The 16,801-nt window shown below is 41.9% G+C and carries 16 protein-coding genes; 11 read left to right on the top strand and 5 right to left on the bottom strand.

From position 1 onward, the window contains the following. Window positions 1-440: 440 nt before the first annotated feature. Window positions 441-1,616, top strand: a complete 1,176-nt coding sequence (scyF, locus tag ICL16_RS09815) for a scytonemin biosynthesis PEP-CTERM protein ScyF (protein WP_190826825.1) — start codon at window positions 441-443, stop codon at window positions 1,614-1,616. Window positions 1,617-1,750: 134 nt separating this feature from the next. On the opposite strand, the gene ICL16_RS09810 is transcribed toward scyF, so the two are convergent. Both ICL16_RS09810 and ICL16_RS09805 read right to left on the bottom strand, forming a co-directional pair. After that, complete coding sequence (locus tag ICL16_RS09810; RefSeq protein WP_190826823.1) at window positions 1,751-2,005, bottom strand: type II toxin-antitoxin system MqsA family antitoxin; 255 nt, start codon at window positions 2,003-2,005, stop codon at window positions 1,751-1,753. A gap of 14 nt (window positions 2,006-2,019) precedes the next feature. Then, on the bottom strand, window positions 2,020-2,301 hold the full coding sequence (locus ICL16_RS09805; RefSeq protein WP_190826821.1) for a DUF4258 domain-containing protein: 282 nt from the start codon (window positions 2,299-2,301) through the stop codon (window positions 2,020-2,022). Between the two features lie 321 nt (window positions 2,302-2,622). Between ICL16_RS09805 and ICL16_RS09800 the strand changes: the two genes are divergently transcribed. Beyond that, window positions 2,623-3,468 (top strand): GNAT family N-acetyltransferase, encoded by an 846-nt coding sequence (locus ICL16_RS09800; protein WP_190826819.1) that lies wholly within the window; start codon window positions 2,623-2,625, stop codon window positions 3,466-3,468. 159 nt (window positions 3,469-3,627) lie between these two features. On the opposite strand, the gene ICL16_RS09795 is transcribed toward ICL16_RS09800, so the two are convergent. Both ICL16_RS09795 and ICL16_RS09790 read right to left on the bottom strand, forming a co-directional pair. Continuing rightward, window positions 3,628-6,504: a beta strand repeat-containing protein gene (locus ICL16_RS09795; RefSeq protein ID WP_190826816.1), complete on the bottom strand. Its 2,877-nt coding sequence runs from the start codon at window positions 6,502-6,504 to the stop codon at window positions 3,628-3,630. 95 nt (window positions 6,505-6,599) lie between these two features. Then, window positions 6,600-7,775 carry a cellulase family glycosylhydrolase gene (locus ICL16_RS09790; protein WP_190826814.1) on the bottom strand — a complete coding sequence of 392 codons (1,176 nt, stop codon included), beginning with the start codon at window positions 7,773-7,775 and terminating at the stop codon, window positions 6,600-6,602. Window positions 7,776-8,076: 301 nt separating this feature from the next. Between ICL16_RS09790 and ICL16_RS46730 the strand changes: the two genes are divergently transcribed. The 6 genes from ICL16_RS46730 to ICL16_RS09765 all read left to right on the top strand — a co-directional run bounded on the left by ICL16_RS46730 (window position 8,077) and on the right by ICL16_RS09765 (window position 10,930). Further along, entirely contained in the window at window positions 8,077-8,208 is a 132-nt protein-coding gene (locus ICL16_RS46730) for a hypothetical protein (protein WP_273038629.1), read from the top strand. Between the two features lie 270 nt (window positions 8,209-8,478). Further along, window positions 8,479-9,387 (top strand): DUF4351 domain-containing protein, encoded by a 909-nt coding sequence (locus ICL16_RS09785; protein ID WP_190826812.1) that lies wholly within the window; start codon window positions 8,479-8,481, stop codon window positions 9,385-9,387. Further along, entirely contained in the window at window positions 9,374-9,565 is a 192-nt protein-coding gene (locus ICL16_RS09780; protein WP_190826810.1) for a hypothetical protein, read from the top strand. The genes ICL16_RS09785 and ICL16_RS09780 overlap by 14 nt, the downstream gene beginning before the upstream one ends. A 111-nt stretch (window positions 9,566-9,676) precedes the next feature. Then, window positions 9,677-9,898, top strand: a complete 222-nt coding sequence (gene vapB / locus ICL16_RS09775; protein ID WP_190826808.1) for a type II toxin-antitoxin system VapB family antitoxin — start codon at window positions 9,677-9,679, stop codon at window positions 9,896-9,898. 300 nt (window positions 9,899-10,198) lie between these two features. After that, window positions 10,199-10,477 carry a hypothetical protein gene (locus ICL16_RS09770; RefSeq protein WP_190826806.1) on the top strand — a complete coding sequence of 93 codons (279 nt, stop codon included), beginning with the start codon at window positions 10,199-10,201 and terminating at the stop codon, window positions 10,475-10,477. A gap of 12 nt (window positions 10,478-10,489) precedes the next feature. Continuing rightward, on the top strand, window positions 10,490-10,930 hold the full coding sequence (locus ICL16_RS09765) for an HNH endonuclease (RefSeq protein ID WP_190826804.1): 441 nt from the start codon (window positions 10,490-10,492) through the stop codon (window positions 10,928-10,930). Between the two features lie 46 nt (window positions 10,931-10,976). Here ICL16_RS09765 and ICL16_RS46725 read toward each other — a convergent pair whose 3' ends face one another. Next, window positions 10,977-11,492: a tetratricopeptide repeat protein gene (locus ICL16_RS46725; protein ID WP_190826802.1), complete on the bottom strand. Its 516-nt coding sequence runs from the start codon at window positions 11,490-11,492 to the stop codon at window positions 10,977-10,979. Window positions 11,493-11,693: 201 nt separating this feature from the next. Between ICL16_RS46725 and ICL16_RS09755 the strand changes: the two genes are divergently transcribed. The 3 genes from ICL16_RS09755 to ICL16_RS09745 are packed head-to-tail and all read left to right on the top strand — an operon-like array spanning window position 11,694 to window position 16,797. Then, window positions 11,694-14,969 carry a HEAT repeat domain-containing protein gene (locus ICL16_RS09755; RefSeq protein ID WP_190826800.1) on the top strand — a complete coding sequence of 1,092 codons (3,276 nt, stop codon included), beginning with the start codon at window positions 11,694-11,696 and terminating at the stop codon, window positions 14,967-14,969. A gap of 3 nt (window positions 14,970-14,972) precedes the next feature. Beyond that, window positions 14,973-15,416 (top strand): hypothetical protein, encoded by a 444-nt coding sequence (locus ICL16_RS09750; protein WP_190826798.1) that lies wholly within the window; start codon window positions 14,973-14,975, stop codon window positions 15,414-15,416. Further along, a complete protein-coding gene (locus ICL16_RS09745; protein ID WP_190826796.1) occupies window positions 15,397-16,797 on the top strand; it encodes a hypothetical protein in 1,401 nt (466 codons plus the stop codon). Before ICL16_RS09750 ends, ICL16_RS09745 begins: the two co-directional genes overlap by 20 nt. The last annotated feature ends 4 nt before the right edge of the window (window positions 16,798-16,801 follow it).

Below are 16,801 nucleotides of genomic sequence, written 5' to 3'. Positions count from 1 at the left end.
AGTTTTTAACGCTCTTTAACTAAATAGCGTTGTAAAAATATTTATATTTTGTTGTAACATAAAAAACTTAAAATCGTAAATACCTTACTTACTACCAATAGACCATCTTGAAGTAAGTGATACGCAGATTACATTGCTTAAGTACCTACCGAGTAACTACTGACTGATTCCAGCAGACAGGGGCATAATTACTTAGTTTCTCCTGCGTACTCTAGTTACTTTAAAGTACCTACTTTTACTTTTTTAACTGGTAACTTATAGTAAGTAATAGAAACTTACAGGTCTTCGTATTACCACACTATAGGCTAAATAAATAAAAACTTCACAGTCTTTGATCGGAAGTGGTGCGTAGAGGTTTGCCCTTGCCGATGGTATCGCACGTCGATATGCACTGCTATACGTTTGCGTCTATTAAATTCACACACACAGGAGTTCAACCCATGAAATTAGTGAAAAATTTGTCAATTGCCATTCTTGGTGCTGGATTCATGGTATTAACAACAGCCGCTCAAGCTTTCTCTCTAGAGCTAACTTACGATCGCTCTTATGGTAGCCCTGGCTTCGGTCCTGGAGAGCTATTTGTTCCCCAAGGCATAGCGATAGATAGCCAAGGGAATATTATCGTAGCTAATGGTCGCGGTGTTAACCCGGACGGCACTCCTAATTACAACATTGGTAACAAACTCGAAGTATTCAGTCCTACTGGTAACTATTTGGGAGCAATTGGCTCCGGCGGTACAGGATCTGGACAGTTTGACGCGCCAACAGTTCCAGAATTTTCTCCGCTCACTGGGGATCTGTATGTAGGTGATGTTTACAACAACCGCATCAGTCAGTTTGATTCTCAGGGTAACTTTATTAGATCCTTTGGAACATTTACCGGTCTTGTACCAGGTAGGTCTTTCTCTGGACCATCTGGTGTGACATTCGACAAAGATGGCAATCTGTACGTGGGTGACTATAGCGGCGACAAGATTAATAAATACACTGCTGACGGTCAACTGCTTAGTAGCATTGGCACGAATGGCACTAATCTTGGGCAATTCCAAGGACCAGCAGGGATAAGAATTTCCCCAGTTACTGGAAATCTCTATGTGGCTGACCAGTTTAACAACCGTGTTCAGGTACTCGATCCAAATGGTATACCTTTGTTGACATTTGGCACACAAGGCAGCGAACCCGGACAGTTTGAACAGCCAATTGGTCTTGAACTTGACGACGAAGAGAATATCTATGTAGCTGATGCAATCAACAACCGCGTTCAGGTATTCGATAAAAACGGTAACTTCCTCACTGCATACGGTCAACCTGCCCTCGATGCATCAGGCAACCCTGTAGCGCCTCCAGGATTAACCGATCCTCCAATCGCCAACCCCCTTGACCTCACTCCAGGCAGATTTAACTGGACAGGTGGTACAGCCCTTAGAGATAATAAGCTTTATGTGGTCGATTTCTTCCAAGGTCGCGTCCAAGCCTTAAACATCAATAGAGGTGACAGCACATCAGTACCTGAACCTAGCTCATTATTAGGTCTAGCAGTACTGGGAGTTGGCGCAACTGTTACACTGCGTAAGAAGCTGCAAAAATCACCGATGATCGAAAAGACCTCTGTTTAACCTCTTGTAAGGTGGAAAGGATTGCCCGAACTAAATCTGGTGAGGGCGATCGCTCGATATAGCGTATACCTTAGGAATACAGAAGGTGGCGATTGTTTCCAAATAACCTCTCTCGCCTGGTGTGGAAATCTTACCTATACAGCAACAGGCGAGTTTCCCTCATCAAATTTAGCCACCTCTACAAAACGTGCAATAGCTAAGTTTTTCCGGTTGCGCTTAATTCTTTCAATTTCATGCAAAGTTTCTGCTGTGAGGTAACTTTCACCACAATGAGAACAGCTAATGACAGGAATATTCTCAATAACCAGCAAGTCTTCACCTTTCCCATAGGTCCGAGTAACCCTGCGGATATTTACTCCTTCACTTCCACAAACATCACACTTTTGCATTGCCTTTCCCCATCTTAGACCCGATATACGGTAATGATAACTAACTTTCTTGTCAAATTCAGTTTAGCAATGACTTCTACTTCTATGCCGTCTTCGCTTACTCCTCGAATACGATATTTTAATTCAGCAGTTACTTTATCTTTTTGACGTTCCAGTATTTCACCTGTGAGGATGCTTTGTTCGATATCGTAGATTGTCAAATTATCATCGTTCATTTCTTCTTCTGCGTGGAGAGTCATTACATATTGAAGTGATGCAACCTTCTCCCGCATTAGTTGTAGAATTTCGTCGAACATGATATCTTGATGTAAGAAAAGTTTTTTCAATAGCCTCTCAAATATAATTTAACACAGGAGAAAAACGTCAATCCCCGTAATTAATTTGATTTGGGAAAGATTCTGCACTGCCCAGACCTAGTAATTTTCTAAACTTTAACACTGTCTGCGGTCTATTAAATGCCTCCAACTTCATCCCTTTGAGAAGTTATGAATATTTACAAACGCAATACGATTTACGTCAAGCTCAAGAAGTAAATGCAGAAGTTTACAATCAAATACTTACACTTTCGCGCCACAATAATATGGAAGTAGAAAGATGTTCATACCACGAGATCACCAATGACAATCGATAATTTCACCGTTCGACCAATGTTGAGGTCGGAATTAGATTTGATAATTGATTGGGCAGCAGTTGAAGGCTGGAATCCTGGAACTTATGATGCTGAATGTTTTTACCAAGCGGATCAATGCGGTTTTTTCGTGGGCGAGTTGAACAATGAACTTGTGGCAAGTATTTCTGCTATTGCTTACTCTGTGCACTTTGCCGTTATTGGCTTTTATATTGTCAAGCCGCAGTTTCGTGGGCAGGGTTTTGGCATGAAAATGTGGAGGGCAGCAATGGCATATGTTGGTACTGAGTGTAACATTAGTTTAGATGGAGTGCTTGCCCAACAGGAGAACTACCAAAAATCAGGTTTTCAAATCGCCTACCGTCATATTCGTTATGAGGCAAAGGGCGGCGGCGTTGTGCCGGAGGGTATTGTAGAACTCAAAACTGTGCCTTTTGAGAAGTTAGTTGCTTATGATCGACAGCTTTTTCCGGCTGAGCGCAAGCAGTTCCTACGACTTTGGATCAACCAGCCAAACAGTACTGCCTTAGGGGTTGTTAGAGATGGGCATATTGTTGGTTATGGAGTCATCCGCCCTAGTTATACAGGTTTGCGGATTGGACCATTGAATGCTGACGATGAACAGATTGCCGAGCAACTCTTACTCGCCTTGCTTGCCTTTGGAACTGATGCGAGGGTGTTTCTTGATGTGCCAGATGCTAATCCAGAAGCGATTAAGCTGGCTCAACGTTACGGGATGACGCCAGTAGGTGAAGTCGCTCGCATGTACAATAAAGAAATTCCTAACTTACCTATAAATCGTGTATTTGCTGTGACAAGCTTAGAAGTTGGTTAGCAAAATACCTGAATCTGTTCTAGAGCAAGTGCGTAAACGACATCTTGCACGACTGCATACACACGTCAAAATGATTACAGATTGTTTTTCTACGTTCTTGTCTGCTAAAACAGATTCAACAAAGCCTGTTTAAATTCATTCGCACTCTGAAAATAAATTTCAAGGACACTCTCGACTCAGCACCAAATCACCATTTGCTAGTCGATAAATACCTTGGGCTTCAACAATCGGCTGTAAATTTTTCTGAGTACGGCTTAAGCTAGTTAAAGTGGTAATGCTTGCTATATTACCTTCAGTTGGTATAGAGCGTATAGTTCCAGTAGGATAAGGAGAAAGAGGGGCATCGCCAGGACGCTCTGGTAAGCCAGCAGAACCGGTAATGAAGAAAGTACTACTAGATTGATGATTACGTCTAGATATGCAACTATTGGCAATCAGCGCGTTAGCATCAATGATATTGGTTGGTAATTGGGTAAGACTGTTTTGCAGAGTAATTGGGTCAGGTAGATAAATATTAACCACACCCGCGACGCCCAAGGTAGAACTAGCAGTGATGTCACTGTTGTCAGTAGATTGTGAACGCGACTGGATGCCGAAGATACCTTGAGTATTAATTTGTACTCGACCACCAGTGCCTGAGTAGGCATTTGCTGTGATGTCGCTGTTTTCTTTGGGAACTGCTATAATTAAATCTGCATTAATCGTGATGTTGCCTCCTTGGGCGTAGTTATTAGCGCTGGCATTGATTTGGCTGCCGTTCCGTAAGAGTAAAAAATTAAGATCGCGTAAAGTGATTTCCGCTCCTTGTTCTCCAGTTTCCGCCGTAAGTTTGCCTTGATTGAGTTTGACGACATTGGCGGTAATATCAAGTTGACCTGCTCTACCTTGGGGACTGCTGACGCTGACGCGAGAACCTTCGGTAACGTTCAGATATCTAGTGTTCATTACCAAATTCCCTGCTCTACCTTCCTGTGTTGCTTCGACTGATAGCCCACTTTGCCCTTGGAGGTTAACTGTTTGAGCGTCGATTTGTAAGTTTCCTGCTTGTCCGTTTTTGGTAGAGCGAGCTGTAATTAAGCTGTTTTTGTCCAGTTGTAGTTTTTGTAAATTATTCAGTGTGATGTTGCCACCTCTAGCTTGAGAATCAGTTGAAGCGGTAATTTGAGCACTGTTTGATACGCGCAGTTGCGGTGTATTGATAGTTAAATTTCCCGCGTTGTTCTTTCCACTAGTGCTAGAAGATAAGCGGCTGCTACTACCATCCAAAAAGGAAGTACCATTCACTTCCACAGATTCTGATGCATTGACAGTTAAAGTTCCACCTCGCCCCGAACTGCGAGAATCTGCTAAAGTGGAAACAACTGCGCCATCACGAATCGAAAGGCGAGGGGTGTTGATAGTAAGATTACCCGCATCTCCAAAACTATCAGTTTGTGCTGTCAGAAGGCTGACAACAAATCGGTTATAGGGCGATATCCCCACTACCTCGATAGCTTCTGATGCATTGATTGTCAAATTGCCTCCTCGACCTTTACTATTGGCAAAAGCTCTAGTAGAAACCAATCCACCATCTTGGAGACTCAAGCGACGGGTATTAATAGTCAAGTTTCCGGCATCTCCATTGGTAAATGTTTCTGAGCGCAGAATACTGAGGTATAGCTGAGAGACATTAGGGAAAAACACTGTACCGTTAACCTCGACTGTATCTGCATTCACCGTTACATCGCCGGCACGCCCCGTACCTCCTAACGCCGAACTGGCAACTATTCCTCCTTGACGAATCGAAAGGCGAGGCGTATTTATGATCAGATCGCCTGCACGCCCAGGCCCGTTGGTTGGTGTCCCTAAACCCGTTTGTCCACCTGGTCGAGCGCCAAATACTTCCACTGCATCGGTTGTTGTGATCATCATGTTACCACCTCGACCTGTGCCGTAGGAACCGGTTCGTACCCCTACGCCGTCTCGTACCAAAAGCGATCGCGCTTGTATATGGACATCTCCTCCATCAAGTTTACCTGCGTTTTGTGAATCGATGGCATAAAGACGAGGCTCTGAGTTAGTTAAAGCACTGTTTTCAATATCGATTAAATTTTGCGCTTGCAGATTCATCTGTGCATCAAGCCCATCTTTTGTGGAGATAAACAGCTGACTGTTGTTAGCTATTTTGATGTTTCCGGCGTTAATGTTGAGTTTTCCACCATTGTTACTTGCTACCCGTCCCCTATTTAAGATCACATCTGCCAGAGGTACATTTGCCGGAAAGCCCAATTCAAATGTTTCCGGGTTGAGACTAACAGTCCCAATTCCCGCCAAGCCGCCTAACTCAATGCGTCCACTCCAGACAGATATTTTGCCACCATCCATAATTACATTGCCGCCAACAAGAAGCAATGATTTTCCTTCCGGCACCGTCAGCCCTCCATCTAAAGCTGAAAAGGCTTTGATCGAAGCCTGATTGGTAATATTTGCGTTGCTAATTTGAGTATATAGCAATGCCGAAGGTTTGATCGTTAATAACGGTGGTGCTTCTGGATTTGTAGCGCTAAAGATGCCCTGCTCCCCAAAGCGAATCGCGTTCGCTGTCGTCCCGACAAACGAGTTACGTACATCTAAACGAGCATTGGGACCAAACAAAATGCCATTGGGATTGATGAGAAATAGATTTGCCGTGCCTTCCACACCCAAAGTGCCGAAAATATTCGATGCTTGCCCACCTGTCACCCTTGTGAGAATATTTTGCACTCCAGATGGGTTGACAAAATACACTTTTTGCCCATTACTTATATTAAATTGAGAGAAACTATGAAAAAGATTGTTACCCCGTCTAGCACCACCAGCAATAGAATCTGGGCAAGCACAGTTAGTGACATTAGGAGTGAAGCGCGAACTTTCTGCTCCTAACGTTTGATCGGGGACGATTTGCGCAGACGCCGATGTACTCATAAATAGTACCGTACTACATGCTAATAAGTGTAGCCAGTTGTGACGCCTTTGTGCCTGGGTAGGACTAAAATAGGTGTTTTTTTGTGGACGCATGAATTTTTATTAGCAAATATTAAGAAGGCACAGACGTACTTTCGGCGCGTCTGTACATAAATTTCCCTAGAAGGAAAAGTGAAATTAGTTGTGAACTATGTATTGTGAATGAAAACTTCACCGGCAGGCTTTATCTTTTGTTCAAAATCGAAAAGCCCATACCGTGTTTCACTTTCATCATTAGCAGATTTATCTACTAGTTCATACCAACATGCTACCGGAACGTAACTCCAGTTTTTAATCAGTGCGATCGCCTCCAGCAAGTATTCTGCTTGATTATTTAGCCCAACACCGTTCCATGTTGTGGTGCTACTGAAACCAAACTCACTGAACCAGATCGGCTTATCATCGCCCTGTGCTAGCATAGCTTGTCGCATACCCTCAACACCATCCTTAAAACACCAAATTCTAGCTGCTTCTATATTTGTAGGACACTCATTTGGTCCAAATCTCTTGCCATAGGAAGGGCTGCTATAATTTACTTTGTAAGTCTCTGTATAAGGGTGCATCGACAGCGCATCAAAGTAACCTTTGACACCAGCCTTGTACATTTCGTTGAGATAAGCAATATCTCCACCGGCTATTGATCCTGCCAATACTATAGCTTGCGGATCGGCATTCTTAATTTTAGAGTACGATGCTTTTACCAGGTTTGCGTATTGCGATGCACCTTCAAGAGCGATAAAGGTGTTAGAGGAATCATTACTAGCTTTTGGACGGGGACCGAGAAGTTTCCAGAACTTAACACCATTAGGTTCATTCCATAATTCCCAAGCATAAACTCGACCACGATAGCGTTCCACGAGTCGAGCAATAGCGTCTGCGTAATCATTATAGTTAGTAGGCGGATAGTTCAAATATTTATTATAAGTCGGATCGGTGCAACGTTTATTTGGGGCAGACGAAGCCCAACAGGGAGTCTGTCCAAATTCAATAATCAGCTTCACTCCTGCTTTTTCAGCAGCAGCTACATCCGCCTCTAGTTCATCCCAAAACCATTGTCGAGTTATGCCTTTGCCTGCTGCTTCCATTAAATGCCAGGATAGTGGTAGGCGAACTATCTTCGCCCCGATTTGCTGCAACAAATTCACACGTTCCGGTTTCGGTGGGTTACGTGTTGGTTGTGCCCCGATATTAAACGCAACTACTCCAAATAATTTATTACTGCTTTGTTGCTGTGCAGTACCAGGCTGTGGCAATGCTAGTTGTGAGAAAAACAAGCCTAGCTGTACAAACAGAACCACAAAGAATAGTGTTATGAATTTTCGCATGAAAAATTACCCTCACATCCAATATTCGCAGTGCTAAAAATTTTACTGTTTCATTCCAAAAAGAACAGTTATTGTACTTAACATCTCGTCTGAAGCGGGATGACTTGGTAAAAGCTTATTTCTAACACTCTTTAACTTATGCATTATGATGTATTTTTTATATCCAAAGTTAATTAAAGTTTAGAAAAAATACTAGAGTATTGTTCATGGTTATGTAGTGATAACTGAACTAAACGTTCATCATTAAATTTGAAAAGATGAGAAACATCTACCTTTTCAACTTTGATGCTACCAAGTAAGGATGAAGGTCTGGCAATTACAGTCGTCATACTCTAGTGACGGGAAAGATGTTTTTCTATCGGTGACACCAAAGCCACCACCATTGAGGCAATTACCAACTGTACGTGTAGCATTTTTTCAACTCCATCGCTGAGTTCAAGTCAACTTTCCACGTTTGACCTTCACTTCATGACGCTGCGCGAACGCATTCTTCATGTCTAATACCGTTTCACAAAAACCTTGATATAAATCCAGATCTGTAGAGACGCGAAATTTCGCGTCTCTACAAAATTTATCTGTATCGCCATTAACGTGAAATGGTATAACCTGCGGGAAGACATTCAGTGTACGCAGTTAGTGAAATCTTTTTGACCTACGGAGCAACATACTCTATTCTATACACATATGGTAGTAAAATTCCTCAATGATTGAACACGACCGCCTATTTAAACAACTCCTCAGTAACTTCTTCCCTGAGTTTATCGAATTGTTCTTTCCTGAAATTAGTGCGGACTGGCAACCAAACTCGCTCCGCTTCTTACCACAAGAAGTTGTTACTGATGTGACTGAGGGAGAAAAGAAAATTATTGATTTAATCGTTCAAGCATCATTTAAAAGTCAGGATGCTTTGTTTATCATCCATATTGAACATCAATCTTACTCTCAAACTAATTTCAATGAGCGGATGTTCACCTACTTTGCTCGCTTGCGCGAAAAATATGCTCTTCCCATTTATCCTATTGTCATTTATTCTTACGATACACCTACCAAGATAGAACCAAATTCCTATCGTATAGAGTTGTTTGGCAAGACTGTATTGGAGTTCAATTACTCAGTCATCCAGCTAAATCAATTACATTGGCAGGAATTTGTCAACAAGAGAAATCCCGTAGCCAGTGCCTTAATGGCAAAGATGCAGATGGATAAAGCTGAACGTCATCGAGTTAAGCTATTATCACTACAATTACTTGCTAGTTTGGGATTAAACCCTGCACAAGTACAGTTAATTTCTGGGTTTATTGACACCTACCTCAAACTAAATGCTCAAGAAACAGCACTGTTTGTTGAGCAACTTGCTAGCATTGAACAAAGACAACAGGAGGGAGTGATGCAGATTGTTACCAGTTGGATGGAACAAGGAATCGAACAAGGAAAGAAACAGGAAGCTGTGGCACTGATTTTACGCCTACTTAGCCGTCGTGTTGGGATGCTACCTCCTCAACAGCAAGAGCGTATTCAAAATTTGTCAACTACTGAATTAGAGAATTTAGGTGAGGCATTACTAGATTTTACTTCGGCAAGAGATTTAGAAGTTTGGTTTGACAGTAACTAATATACTTGAGGCAAGCGCGATCGCCAAGGAAAAACGACCCATCTGTTTTCCTTGGTGTCAACATTTGTTACTGCTACCGCCTTTAATTGTCAGTTGGCGTAATTTTGTAGAACTACTTATTAACTGCCATTGCTGGGGTCAGCATAGTGTGGCTTTGGACTTAGAACTTCTAGCCTAGCTAAAAGCCAATCGTCGTAAGACTACGATTGCTGACAATCTGATATAATCATGAAATAAATGACAGTTTTTTATTAGATACTTATTTCTCGATCTGGTTAAAATAAAAGTTATGACTATCGAGCTAGCTTTATGGAAAGTCGTTATTAGTCTGCCTGAGTCTCTCAAGAGAGAACTATTACATTATGCAGAATATTTACAAGAAAAATATCCAAATAATCAACAATCTCAGGAAAAGATGGAAACAGAGCGGGGTTATGGTAGTTGGGCAGGTCAAATCATTATCTCAGATGATTTTGATGAACCATTAGAAGATTTGGCTGAATATATGTAGTATGAAAGCTGCTTACTCTTCCATCAAATCATCGCGCTCCCTTTGATAGAATGTTGATTGTTCAAGCCATCAATCACTCCCTTGTTTTGATTAGTAGAGATGACAAGTTTGATGCTTATCCTATTCAAAGGTTATGGGATTGAGAGGATTTAATAAGGCACTTACAAGTAATAAAATGTTTTAAACAGGCGATCGCTTCTTGCTCATACCTTAGCTTACCGGGTGTTATTCGCGTTCCACAGTATCCCAACCCTTCAGTTACAATCAAACTATTCACCGATTGATTCACACTTATCTGGCATGACCATTCCTCTACCACCGAAACTCAAAAATCTTCCATCAAGCCTACCGAAAGAGGGTGCAGTTCGGATTGAATTGTCAGAAGGCATACCCATCTTTCGGGCATCTAGCGCTGTTCAAAATCGTATTGAAGAATTATTGGAAAAACAGCAAAATGCCCCACTGAGCGCACAAGAAGAACAAGAACTAGATTGCTACGAAGAAATTGATGACTACCTAAGCTTTGTTAATCGCACTATTCGTAATCTGTCTCTCACCCAAATTCAGCAAGCATCGTAGTTGTGTCTTCTCGTGGCAAAATTCCAGCAATCCGTTCAAGAGCAAGTGCGTCAACGCGCTAATTACCTGTGTGAGTACTGTCATGCATCTGAACTATGGCAATATGTGTGCTTTACAGTAGATCACGTTATACCATTGTCGCTTGGTGGAACAAATAATTTGGAGAATTTAGCGTTGGCTTGTTTTCACTGCAATCGCAGGAAGACAAATCGACTCAAGGCAACCGATCCACAATCAAACGAAGAAGTCCCGCTGTTTAATCCTCGACAACATCTTTGGCGTGAGCATTTCATCTGGTCTGCGGATAGACTGTTGATTATGGGTTTGACACCGATTGGACGAGCAACTGTTAGTGCATTAGCCTTGAATCGAGAACGGGTTATCAATATTCGTGCAGCTGACAAGGAAATTGGTCGGCATCCTCCAGTGGAAGATTCAATTCAAGAAGAATAAAGCTTAATCGTTTCTCATTCAGCAACGCCGATTTATTACAGCTTAATTATTCAAACTCTGTCTCAAAAAACTTTCCCACTTCATCCTGCAATTGCCGATGCCTCTGTATAGGAATAGGAATTTCAACTTCCTCACTGCTGGAATCTTCTTGATTATTATTCTTATCAGGTTTCTTGGGAGTGAGTGGAATGATTGATGGCATCACTATAACAAGCGATCGCGTTGTTTTAGCGAGAGCATGTAATGGTTCTATCTCCAGAACTTTATCAAAACAGGTAAGAGCGTCATGATAGCGCTTCATTATACAGTATGTTGCCCCTTTGTTGTACCAAAGGTCAGCCACGTTAGGATTGATTTGAATTGCCAGAGTATAGCAATCTATAGCTTCATCGTACCGCTGCAATTGCTCTAAGGATATACCTTTGTAAACCCAACTAGGAATAAAGTGAGGTTGAATATCAATAGCCTTTTGGAAGCAGTCGAGGGCTTGTGCGTATTTTTTCTCCTCTAGGAGTGATACGCCTTTGTCAAACCAAATTTTGTGTTCGTCAACTTTAGTCACAGTTGGTTAAATCCCCCAAAATGTTTTTCTTGGTGGCTGAATCTGGAAAATTTGTAGCGTTGTTGACAAATGAGGAATGCTAAACCTTTGCCAACGCTATAATCAGCTTAACGCAAGTAACAATGCCTCACTGCAACTCAGGGAAACTACTACAATCAGTGCAGTCTTGTTATTCCAAGCTGTTATAGTTACATAGTTCATATGCCTTTTGAAAGCGATCCAAAGAAAAATGATGCAGAAATCAAAAGACTCATTGCACTGCTGGGTAGCGCACAAGATTGGCAAACCCATTGGCAAGCGGCGCGAAGTTTGGCGAAAATCGGCAGTGGCAATCCAGAAGCCATCAAGGGACTGATACAACTGCTCGATAGCACACAAAATGAAGGCATCCGTTGGCAAGCGGTTGAGAGTTTGGCAGAAATCGGTAGTGGTAAAGCAGAAGCAATCGCGGCATTGATACAACTGCTCGGTAGCACACAAGACAAATACACCCGTTGGCAAGCGGCTAAGAGTTTGGCAAAAATCGACCCTGGTAATCCAGAAGCAATTGCGGCACTGATACAACTGCTCGATAACACACAAGATGAATACACCCGCAGGCAAGCGGTTGAGAGTTTGGCGAAAATCGACCCTGGCAATCCAGAAGCAATCGCGGCGCTGATACAACTGCTCGGTAGCACACAAGATGAAGACATCCGCAGGCAAGCGGTTGAGAGTTTGGCAGAAATCGGCAGTGGCAATGTAGAAACAATTGCGGCGCTGATACAACTGCTCGGTAGCACACAAGATGAAGACACCCGCAGGCAAGCGGCTGAGAGTTTGGCGAAAATCGACCCTGGCAATCCAGAAGCCATTGCGGCGCTGATACAACTACTTGGAAGCACACAAGATGAAGACACCCGCAGGCAAGCAGTTGGAAGTTTGGTGAAAATCGACCCTGGCAATCCAGAAGCGATCGCGGCACTGATACAACTGCTTAGTAGCACACAAAATGAGGAAACCCGCAGGCAAGCAGTTGGAAGTTTGGCGAAAATCGGCAGTGGCAATGTAGAAACAATTGCGGCGCTGATACAACTGCTCGGTAGCACACAAGATGAAGTCACGCGCCTGCAAGCGGCGCGAAGTTTGGCAGAAATCGGCAGTGGCAATGTAGAAACAATTGCGGCGCTGATACAACTACTCGGTAGCACACAAGATAAGGACACCCGTAGGCAAGCGGCTGAGAGTTTGGCGAAAATCGACCCTGGTAATCCAGAAGCCATTGCGGCGCTGAAACAACTACTTGGAAGCACACAAGATAAGGACACCCGTAGGCAAGCGGCTGAGAGTTTGGCGAAAATCGACCCTGGCAATCCAGAAGCAATCACGGCACTGATACAACTGCTTGGTAGCACACAAAATAAGGAAACCCGCAGGCAAGCGGCGCGAAGTTTGGCGAAAATCGGCAGTGGCAATCCAGAAGCAATCGCAGCACTGATACAACTGCTCGGTAGCACACAAAATGAGTACATCCGCAGGCAAGCGGCGCGAAGTTTGGAGAACATCGCCAGTGGCAATGCACAAGCAATCGCGGCACTGATACAACTGCTGAACACTAGTAATTCTTATTCTGTCCGCAGACAGAGTGCCGAGATTTTGAAGAAAATTGGCATTGGCAACCTGAAGGCTATCGAGGAACTAAGAACACTTCATCACACTAGTCAATCAGCATATACTCACCACTTAGTAACTGAGATTTTGGCAGAAATTGATTCTGTTACTGATGGACAAACTCAAAGAGAAGATGATCTACTGTTATTTCTTCAAGTGGCGCGAGTTAAAGAAACAGTAGATGAATATTTTGCCGTTAATAATTATAAAAAAACTAAGTTTTGTTATCAGCGCATAATTGCTTGTTTGGACAAACTGCAAGAAGGTCGTGACATTCTCACGCGACGCTCTTTAATGAACTCCTATTTGGAGATATATAAACGTATTGTTGCTTTTGCTATTAATACAGAAGACTTTAAAAGTGCGTTGTTTTATGCAGAAATCTTTAGAAACCGCTATCTGGTAGAGCGAATATCGCAGCAAGATATGCCCTTACCAAAAACAGTGACATCAGAACTGGCTGAAAAAATTAACCAGGCAAAGCAAACAGAACGGAGGCGATTACAGGAATACACCAACGCCATTAGCAGAAATTTAGACGAGCAACAGCTAGAGGAACTGGAGAGAAAGTGGAGTGAAGCTAAAGAAGCCTTAGAAAATTTGTATGTTCAAGTTGCTGTTGTCGAACCAGAGTTTATTGCAAAAACAAAGGTTTCTCCTATAACCTACAAAGAAGTTCAAGCTTTACTGCCTTCAGACACAGCTATCATAGAGTTCTTCTTCACTGACCAAAAATTGGTAACAATACTGATTCTACCAGGGACAGAATCACCAATTATACCCAAATCCCTCAGTTTACTACTCAAACAAGCTTCTTTAGAAAGTTTTGCACAAGCTTGGGTAACTGGTATCGCTGCAAAAAGCAAAAAAAATCAGGAAAAAGTTGATATAAAAATCAGAGAAATATCCCACTTAATTGACCTAATTTCTGACCAGCTTAAATTCAGAGATTTGCTAAACTATATTCCTTCAGAAATTAAGCATCTCATTATTATTCCTCACCAATACTTACACTTCTTTCCTATTCATGCCTTATGGATAAATGACCATCAGCGCTTGATTGACCGCTTTTCAGTCAGCTACGTTCCCAATCTTCAAGTTTGGAAAATTTGTCAGAATCGCCAACGTTCTCGAAAAACATTAATTGGCGTAGAAAATCCAACACAAGATAAAGATTTAATTTTTGTTAAAGCAGAAGTATCAAGCATCCGCCAGCGCAGACAATTTATTCAACATCAAATTCTTACAGGACAACAAGCATCAAAAGCACAGGTTTTACAGTTTGCAGAAAGTCACCATTGTTTCCATTTCTCCGGTCATGCTGAGTACAATTTCGAGAATCCTCTAGACTCCTATCTCATGCTTTCACAAAACAACGATGAGAACTTAACCTTAAGTAGCATCTTTAGTGATTTGCAGATGCCTCACGCAGATTTAGTCACTCTCTCCGCTTGCTGTACAGGGCTTGTAGATGCGTTTCAACCCAGCGATGAACATTTGGGATTAGCAACAAGCTTTTTGCTAGCTGGTGCAAAAGCAGTCATTGGCAGTCAGTGGAAAGTGAACTCCATTGCTACCGCCTTCCTCTTCGATGAGTTCTACAGGCAATTAGAAACAATAGATAATAAAGCCGTTGCCTTGCAAAATGCCCAAAACTGGCTACGTCGCTGCACCGCAGAGGAACTCAGAGAACGAGCAAAGACCTGGGATTTGAGTATACTAGAACCAAAAGAAAAGTTTCGTTTGGAGAGGGCGCTGAAGCGTTTGCACGACATTCCTTTCGAGAATCCTTATTACTGGGCAGCATTTATATTAACTGGTTGTTAGAAAATGAATTACAGTGATATCCAAGACACAGATTTTTTCATGTGTGAAGCTTTTAAGCAAATCCTGGCTTCACCCGACACCGAACTAGAGAAGAAATTAGGTAGTGAAGCGCGTTTTGCGATCGCTAACTATTTAACCACACTCCCAAAAGAAGATTTCCAAAATCCGGCGGTGATGGCAAATCACATTGCCAAATTTTGTCAACTACCAGAAAATGAAAATTTACAAGAATGGTGGGGTGACATATACGACAAACTTGATGAAGATGGCATTGATATATTTGTCAAAAAATCCCGCGATCCTAGTGAGGAAGCAGATGATGAAGCTGAAACGAAAAGAATTCTCACAAACGAAGGGCGTGATATCGGGAAATATTTGGAACTTTGGGCGAAGGAAGTTATAAGTCAAAATAATCAAAGAAATCAAAATGCCTCTAACTCAAAATAGCCTCACAGTCAAAATTGTATCTCCCACGCTGCATCTATATTATTATATGCTGCGGAATGGTATTAATGAGTCCCCAGAGGCTGTGCAAGAAAGGCGAAAATTATTCAATGATAATTTAAATAAAATAGCTTCTCACTTGATCAGCAGCACGGGAAGAAGTGGCTCAGATATTGTGCAATTAATTTCTATTGAAAAAGAATATTATGGAACTGTTCTGGACTTTTCCAACGTTCCGCCAGAATGCCGCAAGAACAATGACCGACTGTACTTTGAAAGTGGTATTATTCACAGTCGCCTTGCTGCTCGTCGGTTCAATGATACCTACTTTCTACGTCTAACCAGATATGTTCCTTCAGTACAGGGAGAGCAACCCCTTGAATTATTTGCAAATTTGGGTGAACACCTGAACACCCTTGATGTTGAACTTGGACAAACAGTTATTTTAGCTGGCATTCTTACGGCGCAATCTCACTCTCAATCGACAGACTCCATCGCAGCAGAATGTTTAAGTCATTACTACAGCAAAACCATCTCAACCAACGAACTCATTGTTAATAAATTTATAGATTGTCCTTTTTATATTTATCCCCAAACAGTCACCCTCAATCAGTTTGGTGAATATTCAATTGAATCTAAAAAATTAGCCTGTGTTTTTCTTTATAAAGACGAGCAAGTAGAGAACCAAGCTAATACAGGTTATAATATATTGCAAAATTTACTACTGAGCTATCATAAAATTAATTTTTTCTACTCCCAAAGCTTGATTTTAAAAAAGATACTTGCCAAGCAATACGAAGCCATTGAAAGACTGACTGAAGATTACGCTAAACGAAAATGGGATAGACTCTCTCTCCTCCAGCTTCCTCAAGAATCTCTTAATTACTACAAACGCCTTTCCTTTCTTGAAGACCAAGCTAGATTGGTTGAAGTTCATCAGAGTAATTATCGAGAATGTATCGAACAAATTGAACAAAAAATAGGACAAAAAGTTCCTATGTTTTTTGCGGAGTTCGAGCAAGACATTGCTTTTTATCTAGAGCAAATGAAAGCAAATATTGGCTTTCTCAATCCTGGTATTCAACTTTATGAAAAGCTAATGCTTAGTGTCCAAACCCAAGTTAGTATGAGTGAAGATGCCATTCGAGATCGGCAAGCGAAACTGGGACAACTTCTCACAGGTGTAGGTGCAGCCATTGCTGTTGGTCAAATAGTTTCCCAACCTGTAACGAATACATTATCTCTATACCTTGATCAAGGAAAAAATCAAACCTCAGTCGCTAGCTTATGGTTGGGTGCATTACTGACTGTTAGTTTAAGTCTTTTGATTGGCTATGCTATTAGTGTTAAGGTTTATCAATGGTTCACAAAAGATAAATTTTAAGAAT

Origin of the sequence: Iningainema tapete BLCC-T55 (assembly GCF_014698965.1) — a bacterium.
Taxonomy (GTDB): Bacteria; Cyanobacteriota; Cyanobacteriia; order Cyanobacteriales; family Nostocaceae; genus Iningainema; species Iningainema tapete.
Note: the sequence above shows the minus strand (reverse complement) of the source record. Positions and strands in the feature narration are given on the sequence as shown.